The organism is Rahnella laticis, from assembly GCF_015644585.1.
Taxonomy (GTDB): domain Bacteria; phylum Pseudomonadota; class Gammaproteobacteria; order Enterobacterales; family Enterobacteriaceae; genus Rahnella; species Rahnella laticis.
Map to the genome: position 1 here is coordinate 678,810 of NZ_JADOBI010000003.1, position 12,948 is coordinate 691,757.

Below are 12,948 nucleotides of genomic sequence, written 5' to 3' on the forward strand. Positions count from 1 at the left end.
TAGGATATAGAAATGCCTTCGTCCGGAACTCCGCTATTCCCGCCAGCATTGAAAACCGGTGACACTATTGGTTTTTTCTCCGCCTCTTCACCGGTTACCGCCACGGCACCAAACCGCTTTGCGCGCGGGAAAGACTTCCTGCGGGAGAAAGGTTTTGTGCTTAAACCGGGATTGCTGACCGGCGAGTCAGATCATTACCGTTCAGGATCCGTTGCCCGGCGGGCAGAAGAATTAAACCAGCTGTTTCGTGATCCGCAGGTGCGCTGCGTGATGTCAACCATTGGTGGCAATAACACCAACTCCCTGCTGCCTTATCTCGATTACGACGCACTGCGCGCTGACCCGAAAATCATTATTGGTTATTCAGATACCACCGCGCTGCTGGCAGGCATTTACGCACAGACCGGACTGATTACTTTTTACGGTCCTGCGCTGGTTGCCTCTTTCGGCGAATTTCCCCCGCTGGTTGATGAGACTTATGCGTCTTTTACTGACGTTCTGATGAACCGTCACGACGCGCCGTATCGTTATTCTCTGCCCTCACACTGGACGGACGAAAAGCTTAACTGGAATGATATTGCTCCGGTTCGGGCTAAGCATTTGTATGCCAATAACTGCCGTTTTCTGGGCAAAGGGCGTATTGAAGGGCGCGTCATCGGCGGTAATCTGAATACGCTTTCGGGGATCTGGGGAAGTCCTTATCAGCCTGAAATCCGTCAGGGTGATATTTTGTTTGTCGAAGATAGCCTGCTGAATATCGCCACCGTCGAACGTTCGTTCTCCATGCTTAAGCTCAATGGCGTTTTCGACCGCGTCAGTGCGATAGTGCTCGGGAAGCATGAATTATTCGACGACGCCGGAACCGGCAGGCAGCCCGCCGATGTACTGCTGGAAATCCTTAACGGCCAGGATATCCCGTTAGTCGACGGCTTTGACTGCTGCCATACTCACCCGATGCTCACCTTGCCGCTGGGTGTCGATATAGCTGTCGACTTTGACCGGCAGCAGATTCACATTACCGGCCAGTACCTGTCCTGATGACCGTATAAATCACGTACTACTAAAATTCCGTACGTGATTTATATCTCTCCGGTTCAAGCCTTCCTTTTTCTTCTCTCCCGTTAAGGCTGTGCATTGCCAGCATGTAAATATTTCTGACAACAATCTGACTTTTAAATAGTACGGTTTATACTGACTGCCCCTTTACGACGGTATATCAGGGTAAAATTCTGATAGGGTAGCACTGTACTAATTATCTGAACGCAAATGTAAGACAGGATATGTTTAACAGGGAGACGAAGGATGCAAATGATTTATCTGATTGAAAATGAAATAGTATTCAATCCAGAGGATAACTCACTTTCTTTGCTGAGCGACGCTGAGAGTAAGGTCGCTGTATCCAATCCTGCGCGGAGAATTTTATTATTGCTGATTGAGCAACATGGCATTGTTGTTCATCGTGAAACATTTTTTAAAAAAGTATGGGATGACTACGGACTGACAGCCAGTAATAATAATCTCAATCACTGCATCAGCAAATTACGTAAAGTGATTTCACTGCTGGGTTATTCCGATGAATTCATTGTCACCGTTCCCAAAGTGGGTTTTTTCATCAGGAAAGAGATCGCCATTGCGGTGAATTTTGAGCAAATCGCACCTCCCGCAGAAAATATGCAAGAGTGCAAAAGTGTTATCGAAATCCCGGAAATCATTCTGCCCGTCGCTGGAGAACAGCCTTCCGCAGAAGCTGTGACTGAGCCCGTTCAGCCCGACACCGTGACGCCGGAGCGGTACCGGTGGGAAACAAAACACTCTGTTTTTATGAGTATTTTAGTCACAACAGTGATTACGGCCTGGGGGATTTTTATCCTTTACCCTAATCTGAGTGACCCGATGGCACATTTGCAGATTGCGAGAATAGGCGTCTGCGAACTGTATTCAGCCGCGCCCGTCACTCCCTCACGAAAGGAGGAGTTCGCGCGTCTGGCCGAAATATTCCTGCGGGAAAACAATATTTCCTGCAAGCCCGGTGAAATATTCATATTCCAAAGCGAGCGATTTTCTCTCCCGATAAATACGGGTTCTGTGCGCGACTTCATGACGCAATGTAATACCGATGATAATCATAAGATGAACATTTGCATAAGTTATTATACAAATGACAGGACCACGAATGACAAATTATAATAAAAGCTTACCTTCCGTAAAGAAGATCCTTCTTTTATCCTTATCCCCTATTTTTGTTTTACTGATCATTATTTTTTGCGAGATTTTTTTAAGAAGAGAGAAAGAAGCATTTCCGGTTAACATCCCTTGCCGGGGGAACATGATCATTGAAGCACAATATGATAATCAAAAAGCCAGAATGGTGACATCGCTGTACTTTAGTTTTCTGAGCAAGAATAAGATTTTGATTTCTCTGAGCGGGACAGGGTATTTGTATAACAACGAAAATGTCGTCGTTGAGAAAAAAACGCTGCTGCGCAATATCTATTATGATTATATCCATGAAAGTAAGGCCACGGATACCTACTCGATGACCAGCAGTCAGATCAATATCGACAGCGTGGATGACTTTGACTGGCGTATTTCCTCACTTTTACTGATGAACAGTTTTTTTCTGACGGGCCACACAGATACGCTGGTCTTAAAGAAGTACGGCGATAACGCCCTGCTCATCGAAAACAATCAGTCACCGTTTACGCTGTGCGTCTTCAGTAAGAGTCTGTGAGACCCGGCAGTCACTGCTTTTGTCTATTTATAATACAGATAGAGCTGAAATCCGCAGGCTTGTGCGTAACGGGCCAGCGTACTGAAACTGGCCTGTGCCGGGCGCTTTTCCAGGCGGGTGATGGCCGGAGGTGTGATCCCCAGGCGTCGGGCCAGTTCCGTTTTATTTAATCCGGCATCTTCGCGTAAGGTTTGCAACAACGCATGAATTTCTGTCTCAGCAATGAGTTCCGGAGCCTGCGCAGAATATACCGGTTCTTCAAGCGCCTGAGCCCGTAATTTAGCCGTTCTTAGCATGTCGTTCTCCCTCTCTTACAGACGCGGTCAGTAGTAGTTAATCTTGACGATCACTGACGCATCAAATTGCCCGAGAGAAAGTGCTCTCCCCGGGATCGCACTCACTTTCGCCGTGAAGTTTTTCGTTACTTCATTCACGTTATTGAGTTCAGCAAAATCATCGTAACGATTGAACGTAATCGCCTGTTCTTTATCGTTATAGAGCATTAATTTGGCGCCATTCGACAAGTCTATGGCCGTGTTATCGAGCAGCGGACTGGCCGTGGAAAACTCGGCCTGCAGGGAGAAATTATCCAGACACCCCTGCTTAACGGCTTTGATGGCAAACGGCAGAGAAATGCCGGAAGAACGCGACAAAATGGTGCTCTGAATCGGGCCGAAATCCACAATCTGAGATTCCGGATAGACTTTTAAATCGGAGCCACAGGCCAGGAAGCGAATCCCCTGTAAGCCGGAGAGGTTATATTTCAGGTTTTTCGCGCCAGGCGTTTTATTGATGCCCCGGCTGCCATCAAGCTGGAATACCGTGAACTGGTCGGCGCCCTGATAATGACCGCTGGAAGGCGCGTTCCCGCTGACTTTGATATACAGACGGAAAGTGACGTTTACCGTCACGTTTTGGCCTTTTTTGATAGGCGTGCTGTTGGTGCTGAGACGCTGTTCATTCTGCTCGAGATCCTGCCCGTTATAGCTCACGCCCAGCAGTAAACCCTCGCCAATGGATTGTGATTTCGGGTTGAAGTAGAAATGCACCACATCAATGATTGAACCCAGAACGTTATCGCAATACGCTGTGACGTTAATGTCATTGGATTCCCAGATTTTGGTGCCCACCGGCACATTCGACGGTATCGCCAGCTGCCCGACCGGGATCGCCGGTTTATCGACGATCCCCGTTCCTTTTTCCACGCAATCGAGCGCCAGCGCGCTGCGGGAAAAACAGAGCAATAAAATAATCAATATCATCCTGCCAGCGGATAACCGGTAAATATCAGGCATAACAATCCCTTATCAAGGAGATGAACAGGTTCAAATACGGGCGTTCACACGACTTAGCGTTTGCCTTCTTTGCTGATGAGTTGACACTGAGGCGTCTGGCACTGGTACTCGTTCACCTGTAAACCCCCGTAGTCGTCCATATATCCCAGGCTGTAACGATCGCTGACGTACTGGCCGCCAGTCAGGGATTCCGTCGCAAACGGGGCCAGCATCACGCTGTCAAAACCCGGCACGTTGCCTTTATTGTCCTTACCCAGATAGCCGACGGTGATGTAGAACGGCGTCGGGTTGGTCAGTTTCAAACCGTCCGAAAGGCGGCTAACCTGAAGCTGTTCCTGCCAGTTTCCTTTCAGCAATTTGCGCAGTTCGGTGGGCCGGAAGAAAAGCTTCACACGGCTCTGAATCGCAACCTGCATCACGTTGGCCATTTCGCTTTTTGGCGGCACTTCACGCACATTGAAATAAAATAGCGATTCACGATCTTTCGGCAGCGCGGCAGTTTCCGGTAACTGAAGTACGCGGATCTGGCTTTTCTGACCCGCATCAATTCGCTGCATAGGTGGCAACGCCACCAGCGGGGACGTAATTTTGTCGCCCTGCGCATTCTCCAGCCAGACCTGAGCCAGATAAGGCAAATCTTTGCTCTGGTTCTCCAGCATGACGCTGACCGATTTGTCATTGGCATTAAAAATGATGCGCGTCCGGTCAAGGTTAATGGCTGCAATGGCCGGACAGGCCACGCTGGCCATCATCAGTAATGCCATGCCAGTGTGTAAAATCTGCTTCTTCATCGGACTCTTCCTTTCCTGATTCACTTTGTTAATTTTCAGCTGCACGGTAATAGCACCTGACCGGAACGGGTCACGGGCTGCGAAGGTACCTGTATCCGGCATTGCTGATCGTCGCCCCAGCGTACGGTCAGCGATTTCTCGCCGGAGACGCCAGCCAGATACGCCAGACCGCCATCACCAATCAGACCGGCTTCAAACCCGGAACTGTTGTCCGTCACTGACGAACCCAATGGCGGATAGCTTCCATCAGCGAGACGAATTACGGCCATCAGGCGCTCGCCTTTAATCGCGCGGATTTTGCGGAAACCTATTGCTCCTTCCGTCAGGGTTTTGCTGACAACCGAGCTGTAAACTTCCACATCATCAGGCAGATGATTGACGTCAACGCGGATATCAGAAGTCTGATAGCTTGAGACGCCGTTCACGACGGCGATGCCGTAATCATTCGTTACCGACGCGCCTTCGCTGATCGGAATACCCTTCACCCCGGCAGACACCATCATGCGCGGCTCGCTGCCTGAGCTGCTCTGGTGCAAGGCGGCTCCGGCTCCGGTGGCCGTAAATGAGCCGTACCAGTTGGCGTTTACCGAGCGGTAATCGTTATTTTTTACGCTGCCGTTCACGCCTAACTGACCGTACGGCGACATGTGCTGGTAGTTAGCACGGAAAACGCCGTCCCCTTTTTGCAGGTCAGGGCTGCTTCCGCCGGCTCCCACGCGCCAGCTGTTGTTCGGATCCTGGCTGTTGTAATAAGACGCGGTTTGCGAAAAGCCGCCCTGGGAATCCTGTTGTGCGTCATAGCTGATCTGTTGCCCGGAAGACAACGGCAAACTGAATGACAGAAACATCTGGTTTTCATCGGTATCGCGGTATCTCAGCTTGCTGGCGGACAACGTTCCGGAAATGCCGGTGAACCGCCCGATATCAAATATCTTGCTGACGGAAACGCTGTAGTTATTGCTGGGATTTTCGTTCCAGTACACCTTATGCGTCGCCGAGAGATACAACGTGATCGCCGGCCACGGCAGAAACTGGTTGGCGGTTACCGTATAAGTTTGTTTATCGTCGCGGGAATACCCGTCGCCATTCACCTTGTCGAGATACTGGTTGAACGACATGAATGTTTTTTCCGAGAAACGATAACCGGCAAAAGTGATCTGGCTTCCGGTGGAATCGAAGCGTTTGGAATAGTTGGCGCGGTAACTGAAACCCGTTTGCTTACCCGCCACAGGAACCGTCGCGGAAGAACGGGTGACATCGAAAGACACCGCGCCCAGCTTTTGCAAGTTCTGCCCGACGCCGAGCGCCTGAGCCTGATAGTTCCCGGTGGTGGCAATCAGCCCGCCATAAACGGAGAAATCATTGAGCGCGCCCCACGACATTTCTCCGCTGTAAAAACCCGGTTGCAAAACGTGATTGCTGCTGCCGGTGGTCGGTTTCCCCATCGCCGTCTTGAAGCGCACCTGACCTTTGCGGGTCAGAAACGGGATCGTTGCCGTGGTAACCTGATATGTCGTTACGCTGCCGTTTTCTTCTTCAATTTTAACGTCCAGCGCGCCCTGGACGGCTTCCGTCAGGTCCTGCACGACAAACGGCCCGGGAGAAACGTTGGTCTGATAAATCACCCGGCCGTTCTGGCTGATACTGACTTTGGCGTTGGTTTTGGCGATACCCGTTACCTGAGGCGCATAACCACGCAGCGAAGGCGGCAACATCCTCTGATCGCTGTTGACGGAAACGCCGACAAAGCGGAAGGAATCGAAAATATCTGAGCTGAAATAGGTCTGCCCGCCGGTCAGACGCGCGCCGATGGAAGGTAATGCACGGAACAGATAGGTTTGCGTCCAGGTGAATTTATCGCTTGCAGGCGATCCAGACGTCCGGGCGGCGGAATACTGATAATCCGCGCGGGCACGCCATGCACCCAGGTTAAATCCGGTCGTACCATAGCTGCTGAAACTGGTCGAGCTGTTACCCTGCTGCGGCATGTATTTGCTGCCCAGCAGGTTGTAATCAAGTAATACCCCATTCACGCCGTTATCCCACTGGGAAGGCGGCACCCAGTTTTCATCGTGAAACGTCAGCCACGCCTGCGGGATACTGATATTCAGCGTCTGTTTTTCCTGATCGTAACGCGCAGTGATTTCTTTCTGACGATCCAGAGAAGTGCATTCGCCGTGATGCCAGAGTGTCAGCTGTGCCCGGGCGGTTTTGGTCAGATCGAATTTATCCACCAGTGAAGGCGGCACGCACAGACGGCTGTTTTTATTATCTTCGGTAGGAATATATTTAATCAGGCTTTGATCGCCCAGCGTGCGGCCATTGAGCACGACATCCAGCAGATATTCACCGGGCGCAATATAATTCGCCACCTGAAAACGTGAAAGGTCTACATTATTGCGATCGGCAGAATCAATAAAGTTAACGTTAAATTCCACCGCCAGACTTTTGAATGAAATAAAGCATCCTGACAAGAAAATAATAACCCCTGTTGTTATTCTCATCCCTGTCGATGTTCTGTCCATCGCAAACAACATAATAAAATCACTTTTTTATTTTTTATAAATCCAGCACGGAACCCCGATGCACCCGGAAAATAAAGGGGAGATAACTCCCCTAAATAACAGCAATATTTATTTGTAGTTCAGGGCGTAAGTCGCCTGAGAAACGATAGTACCGGTGGAGACTGGCTGGGTGTTGGCTTCAACGCGCGCAGCAAATACCAGCTCGTTATTACCTGTTACCAGATTAATGTCTTTTGAGGTATCGCCAACTTTCAGCAAATCACCGTTAGCGTCGATGAGACGGATGCCTGCACCTTTAGCGCTGCCGGTGTTCGCCAGCAGTTCAGTGGCGCTGCTGTCCGGAGTACCCGCGAAAGACACAGCCACTTTAGACATCGCCGGATATTCAACGGTGCCGGCAGTTTGCGCGGTCAAATCGCAGTCTTGCAGATGGATGGTGTAGTTAACGTTTTGAGAATATTTATTGCCGCTTGCCAGCACCTTATTCGCCACCTGTCCCATATCGACATTAATGTCTTCATCGCCTGCGGCAATAGAGCAAGGCGCATTAATAACGGTACCGGTGAAATGAATACGGCCGGAACCCTGGTCAGCGCCGGTCGGAGGTGTTGTGACGTCATCAGCAAAAGCTGAAGCGGAAATTAAAGTGGATAAAGCAATAATCAGTGTCTTGTTCTTAGCGTTAAACATAGTAAGTCCTTGAGATTTAACGGTAGCTATTAAGTGATAAATACGCTCACAGGCGATATTTTTCGCTGTACCGAAGAGAGCACCCCTCTCTTGCCAGATCAATATACTGATATTTTTAATTTAACGTTATAATAATTTGCCAATTGCAAATATTAAGAGTTTTAATCTCAGATTAATCTTTAAACATCACCTTTATGAATGGAAATTAACTTAAAAGTTAAAATAATTAACATTAAATGTTCCGGCCTGAATAAAAATCATTCTTGTTAAGTTGAAAAGTTAAGCTTTAGTTAACCAATAATTTACTTTTCGTTTAATTAAAATTTACGTTTTCAGGGTTATTGATACATTTTCTCCGACAGCGGTGAGAAAACTCTGCATTCAGATCAAAAGAACGCCCGCAGCTAAGTCCATCCGGATCTCTCTTCAGATCATTTTCAGTCGATCATTCTTCTCAAACTGCCCTGCGTTCATTGAGAAATGACAGTTTCCGCTTCCTTTTTGGCCCATACCTCAGTTCATTCTGACGGCACGTTGGCTTTTGTGGCCTGCCCCGCACCGCTGTTGCAGATATCTTGCTGTTTTTTCTCCGCTTGCGTGATCTGCCCCCCAGAAAGCAAACAAAGCCTTAACGCAAACTACACTTAACTTTTGATTGACATATATTTAACAAAATAAAGGAGAAAAACCATGAGCCAAATTCATAAGCATTCTATTCCTGCCTCTGTGGCAGAACGCGCCCTGATCACACCTGAAAAATATCAGCAGTATTATCAGCAGTCTGTTGAAGACCCCGATGCCTTTTGGGGAGAACAGGCAAAAGTCCTCGACTGGATCAAACCGTTTACTCAGGTGAAAAACACCTCGTTTGCACCAGGGAATATTGATATTCGCTGGTTTGAGGATGGCACGCTCAACCTGGCGGCTAACTGTCTCGACCGGCATTTAGCAGAGAAAGGCGATCAGACTGCGCTTATTTGGGAAGGCGATGATCCTAACGCCGAAAATAAACACGTCACGTATAAACAGCTTCACCATGATGTCTGCCAGTTCGCTAATGTATTAAAAGGACTTGGCGTCAGGAAAGGCGATGTTGTCGCCATCTATATGCCTATGGTGCCTGAAGCCGCCGTGGCAATGCTGGCCTGTGCCCGTATCGGCGCAGTGCATTCCGTCATTTTTGCCGGTTTCTCACCGGAAGCCGTTTCAGGCCGCATCATTGATTCCAATGCCAAAATCGTGATCACCGCCGATGAAGGCTTGCGTGCAGGTCGCACCATCCCGCTGAAACAGAATGTGGACGATGCCCTGAAAAATCCGGCAGTCACCAGTGTTACGCACTCCATTATTTTCAAACGCACCGGGAAACAGGGTGAATGGAAAGAAGGCCGCGATATCTGGTGGCATGACGCAATAAAAGATGTTCCGGCGGATTGTCCGGCGGAAGAGATGAAAGCGGAAGATCCGCTGTTCATCCTCTATACCTCCGGATCTACCGGTAAACCTAAAGGCGTTTTGCATACCACCGGCGGGTATCTGGTTTATGCAGCGCTGACTTTCAAATACACCTTTGATTACCACGACGGCGACATCTACTGGTGTACAGCCGACGTAGGCTGGGTAACCGGCCACAGCTATCTGCTCTACGGCCCGCTGGCTTGTGGTGCGATCAGCCTGATGTTTGAAGGCGTGCCAAATTTCCCGACGCCAGCGCGCATGGCTCAGGTCATTGATAAGCATAAAGTAAACATTCTTTATACGGCGCCTACCGCAATCCGTGCATTGATGGCGGAAGGGGATAAAGCGGTCGAAGGAACCAGCCGCGCCTCGCTGCGGATCATGGGGTCAGTGGGCGAACCGATTAACCCGGAAGCCTGGGAGTGGTACTACAAAACGATTGGTAACAGCCAGTGCCCGATCGTCGATACCTGGTGGCAGACTGAAACCGGCGGTTTCATGATCACACCATTGCCGGGTGCGACGGAGCTGAAAGCGGGTTCTGCAACCCGTCCTTTCTTCGGTGTGCAACCCGCGCTGGTCGATAATGAAGGTATCCCGCAGGAGGGCGCATGCGAAGGCAATCTGGTGATTACCGATTCCTGGCCGGGCCAGGCACGTACCCTGTTTGGCGACCACGATCGCTTTGAGCAAACCTATTTCTCCACCTTCAAAAACATGTATTTCAGCGGTGATGGCGCGCGTCGTGACGAAGATGGCTATTACTGGATCACAGGCCGCGTGGATGACGTCCTGAATATCTCCGGCCACCGTCTGGGAACCGCTGAAATTGAATCCGCACTGGTATCACATCCAAAAATTGCAGAAGCCGCCGTTGTCGGGATTCCGCATAACATCAAAGGCCAGGCTATTTATGCCTACATCACTCTGAATCATGGCGAGGAACCGTCACCGGAGCTCTATACGGAGGTACGCAACTGGGTGCGTAAAGAGATAGGCTCCATCGCCACACCGGACGTTCTTCACTGGACTGATTCATTACCTAAAACCCGTTCCGGCAAAATTATGCGCCGCATTCTGCGCAAAATTGCAGCCGGTGACACCAGTAATCTGGGAGATACCTCAACGCTTGCAGATCCGGGCGTAGTTGAAAAATTGTTGGAAGAAAAACAATCAATGAAAGTGCCGTCATAATTTTCACCGCCCTGGCGCGGTGAACTCTATCAATGCCTCACAGGAGTCACTGAGATGAATGATCTCATTTATCAGAGAGTTGTAAGTAACCCGCGCTTCAGGGAACTGGTGCAAAAACGCAGCCGTTTTGCCTGGCTTTTGTCAGGCATCACGCTGGTGTTGTATGTCGCGTTTATCTTGTTGATTGCGTTCGACCCGCAATGGCTGGGGACGCCGTTGTATGAAGGCGCCACAATCACGCGGGGTATTCCGGTTGGCGTCGGGCTGATCGTGATTTCTTTCATCCTCACTGGCATCTATGTCATTCGCGCGAACAGCGAGTTTGACCAGCTGACGGCTGATATTATCCGTGAGGTTAAGCCATGATCGCACGCCGTAGCTCCCTCCTTTTCCTGATGTTATCTCTGGCTTTGCCTTTCAGCGCTTTTGCAGCAGAAGGAATTGCAGGAGAGGTAAAACGCCAGCCTCTTAATATTGAAGCGATAGTGATGTTCGTTTTGTTTGTGGGTGCGACGCTTTATATCACCTACTGGGCCGCTAAACGGACGCGTTCCCGTCAGGATTATTACACTGCTGGCGGCCGAATTACCGGACTGCAAAACGGGATGGCGATTGCCGGTGATTTCATGTCAGCCGCATCTTTCCTTGGGATCTCCGCGCTGGTATATACCTCCGGTTACGATGGCCTGATCTATTCCATAGGCTTCCTTATCGGCTGGCCAATCATCCTTTTCTTGATTGCTGAACGTCTGCGTAATTTGGGTAAATACACCTTCGCCGACGTCGCTTCATACCGGTTGAAGCAAAAGCCAATTCGCCTGCTCTCAGCCTGTGGTTCGCTGGTGGTGGTTGCACTGTATCTGATTGCACAGATGGTGGGGGCCGGTAAGCTTATCCAACTGCTGTTCGGCCTGAACTACCATGTTGCAGTCATTCTGGTTGGGATCCTGATGGTGCTCTACGTGCTGTTCGGCGGCATGCTGGCAACAACCTGGGTACAAATCATTAAGGCAATCCTGCTGCTGGCGGGCGCCACGTTTATGGCCGTTATGGTCATGAAATCCGTCGGTTTTAACTTCAATACCCTCTTTACACAGGCCGTGGCAGTGCATTCAAAAGGTATCGCGATCATGAGCCCGGGAGGACTGGTTTCCGACCCGATATCGGCGTTATCGCTGGGGCTTGCACTGATGTTTGGGACCGCAGGCTTGCCGCACATTCTCATGCGTTTCTTCACCGTTAATGATGCTAAGGAAGCCCGTAAAAGCGTATTCTACGCAACCGGATTCATTGGTTACTTCTATATCCTGACGTTCATTATCGGTTTTGGCGCTATCGTGCTGGTCAGTTCAAACCCTGCATTTAAAGATGCCAGCGGCGTATTGCTCGGCGGCAATAATATGGCAGCGGTACATCTGGCCGATGCGGTCGGTGGAAGCTTCTTCCTCGGTTTCATCTCGGCAGTGGCCTTCGCAACAATATTGGCTGTCGTGGCAGGATTAACACTGGCTGGTGCATCTGCGGTTTCTCATGACCTTTATGCCAGCGTCATTAAAGATGGTAAGGCAACGGAGCGTGATGAGCTGAGGGTCTCAAAGATCACCGTTATCGTTCTCGGTATCGTGGCGATCGCTTTGGGTATTTTGTTTGAAAAACAGAATATTGCGTTCATGGTGGGCCTGGCATTCTCCATCGCAGCAAGTTGTAATTTCCCGATTATTCTTCTGTCGATGTATTGGGCTAAATTGACGACTCGCGGCGCGATGATAGGTGGGTGGCTGGGGTTACTAACGGCCGTGATACTGATGATTCTGGGTCCAACGATTTGGGTGCAGATTTTAGGACACGCGAAGCCAATCTATCCTTACGAATATCCGGCTCTCTTCTCAATGATTGTTGCCTTTGCAGGAACCTGGTTCTTCTCAATTACCGACAATTCTGTTGAAGGACAAAAAGAGAGAGAGCGTTTCTATCCTCAGTTTGTTCGTTCACAAACAGGGATTGGTATCTCGCAAAGCTCTAATCACTGATTTTTTACGCAGACAAAAGCAAAAAGGCCATCCTCCCGGATGGCCTTTTGTTTAATGACTGGAAAATCACAGCTGTTGACCAATTTTTCCATTGCGCGTTTCAAATTCTGAATAGCAAAAAGCCCTGTACGTCAGTACAGGGCTTTCCACTTATTTGATGCCTGGCAGTTCCCTACTCTCGCATGGGGAGACCCCACACTACCATCGGCGCTACGGCGTTTCACTTCTGAGTTC

General features: G+C 49.7%; 11 protein-coding genes and 1 rRNA gene. 6 read left to right on the forward strand and 6 right to left on the reverse strand.

The annotated features are described in order from the left end of the window. Positions 1 to 12 precede the first annotated feature (12 nt). The 3 genes from IV433_RS09340 (at position 13) to IV433_RS09350 (ending at position 2,731) form a co-directional block, all read left to right on the forward strand. A complete protein-coding gene (locus IV433_RS09340; RefSeq protein WP_195813550.1) occupies positions 13 to 1,038 on the forward strand; it encodes a S66 family peptidase in 1,026 nt (341 codons plus the stop codon). Between the two features lie 264 nt (positions 1,039 to 1,302). Beyond that, positions 1,303 to 2,187 carry a winged helix-turn-helix domain-containing protein gene (locus IV433_RS09345; protein ID WP_195813549.1) on the forward strand — a complete coding sequence of 295 codons (885 nt, stop codon included), beginning with the start codon at positions 1,303 to 1,305 and terminating at the stop codon, positions 2,185 to 2,187. 139 nt (positions 2,188 to 2,326) lie between these two features. Beyond that, entirely contained in the window at positions 2,327 to 2,731 is a 405-nt protein-coding gene (locus IV433_RS09350; RefSeq protein ID WP_195813548.1) for a FidL-like protein, read from the forward strand. 23 nt (positions 2,732 to 2,754) lie between these two features. On the opposite strand, the gene IV433_RS09355 is transcribed toward IV433_RS09350, so the two are convergent. From IV433_RS09355 to IV433_RS09375, 5 genes are all read right to left on the reverse strand, one after another. Further along, positions 2,755 to 3,027 (reverse strand): helix-turn-helix domain-containing protein, encoded by a 273-nt coding sequence (locus IV433_RS09355; RefSeq protein ID WP_104923563.1) that lies wholly within the window; start codon positions 3,025 to 3,027, stop codon positions 2,755 to 2,757. Positions 3,028 to 3,054: 27 nt separating this feature from the next. Beyond that, positions 3,055 to 3,993, reverse strand: coding sequence for a fimbrial protein (locus IV433_RS09360; protein ID WP_229893313.1), 939 nt, complete (start codon positions 3,991 to 3,993; stop codon positions 3,055 to 3,057). Between the two features lie 86 nt (positions 3,994 to 4,079). After that, entirely contained in the window at positions 4,080 to 4,817 is a 738-nt protein-coding gene (locus tag IV433_RS09365; protein ID WP_195813546.1) for a fimbrial biogenesis chaperone, read from the reverse strand. Positions 4,818 to 4,852: 35 nt separating this feature from the next. Further along, complete coding sequence (locus IV433_RS09370; protein ID WP_195813545.1) at positions 4,853 to 7,354, reverse strand: fimbria/pilus outer membrane usher protein; 2,502 nt, start codon at positions 7,352 to 7,354, stop codon at positions 4,853 to 4,855. Positions 7,355 to 7,450: 96 nt separating this feature from the next. Further along, a complete protein-coding gene (locus IV433_RS09375; protein WP_152325359.1) occupies positions 7,451 to 8,032 on the reverse strand; it encodes a fimbrial protein in 582 nt (193 codons plus the stop codon). Positions 8,033 to 8,722: 690 nt separating this feature from the next. Between IV433_RS09375 and acs the strand changes: the two genes are divergently transcribed. Genes acs through actP form a run of 3 tightly spaced genes read left to right on the forward strand, consistent with a single transcriptional unit; the run spans position 8,723 to position 12,714 of the window. Next, the gene (gene acs, locus IV433_RS09380) at positions 8,723 to 10,684 is read left to right on the forward strand and encodes an acetate--CoA ligase (RefSeq protein WP_195813544.1); all 1,962 of its coding nucleotides are present in this window, start codon (positions 8,723 to 8,725) and stop codon (positions 10,682 to 10,684) included. Between the two features lie 54 nt (positions 10,685 to 10,738). Next, positions 10,739 to 11,050 carry a DUF485 domain-containing protein gene (locus tag IV433_RS09385; RefSeq protein ID WP_101078242.1) on the forward strand — a complete coding sequence of 104 codons (312 nt, stop codon included), beginning with the start codon at positions 10,739 to 10,741 and terminating at the stop codon, positions 11,048 to 11,050. Further along, positions 11,047 to 12,714 carry a cation/acetate symporter ActP gene (actP, locus tag IV433_RS09390; protein ID WP_165058782.1) on the forward strand — a complete coding sequence of 556 codons (1,668 nt, stop codon included), beginning with the start codon at positions 11,047 to 11,049 and terminating at the stop codon, positions 12,712 to 12,714. The genes IV433_RS09385 and actP overlap by 4 nt, the downstream gene beginning before the upstream one ends. A gap of 159 nt (positions 12,715 to 12,873) precedes the next feature. Here actP and rrf read toward each other — a convergent pair. After that, positions 12,874 to 12,948: ribosomal RNA gene (gene rrf, locus IV433_RS26460) — 5S ribosomal RNA — on the reverse strand; the annotation flags it as partial.

Coding starts and splice junctions, on each gene's coding strand:
- IV433_RS09340 (WP_195813550.1), top strand. CDS start 13: ATGCCTTCGTCCGGAACTCCGCTATTCCCGCCAGCATTGAAAACCGGT.
- IV433_RS09345 (WP_195813549.1), top strand. CDS start 1,303: ATGCAAATGATTTATCTGATTGAAAATGAAATAGTATTCAATCCAGAG.
- IV433_RS09350 (WP_195813548.1), top strand. CDS start 2,327: ATGATCATTGAAGCACAATATGATAATCAAAAAGCCAGAATGGTGACA.
- IV433_RS09355 (WP_104923563.1), bottom strand. CDS start 3,027: ATGCTAAGAACGGCTAAATTACGGGCTCAGGCGCTTGAAGAACCGGTA.
- IV433_RS09360 (WP_229893313.1), bottom strand. CDS start 3,993: ATGATATTGATTATTTTATTGCTCTGTTTTTCCCGCAGCGCGCTGGCG.
- IV433_RS09365 (WP_195813546.1), bottom strand. CDS start 4,817: ATGAAGAAGCAGATTTTACACACTGGCATGGCATTACTGATGATGGCC.
- IV433_RS09370 (WP_195813545.1), bottom strand. CDS start 7,354: ATGTTGTTTGCGATGGACAGAACATCGACAGGGATGAGAATAACAACA.
- IV433_RS09375 (WP_152325359.1), bottom strand. CDS start 8,032: ATGTTTAACGCTAAGAACAAGACACTGATTATTGCTTTATCCACTTTA.
- acs (WP_195813544.1), top strand. CDS start 8,723: ATGAGCCAAATTCATAAGCATTCTATTCCTGCCTCTGTGGCAGAACGC.
- IV433_RS09385 (WP_101078242.1), top strand. CDS start 10,739: ATGAATGATCTCATTTATCAGAGAGTTGTAAGTAACCCGCGCTTCAGG.
- actP (WP_165058782.1), top strand. CDS start 11,047: ATGATCGCACGCCGTAGCTCCCTCCTTTTCCTGATGTTATCTCTGGCT.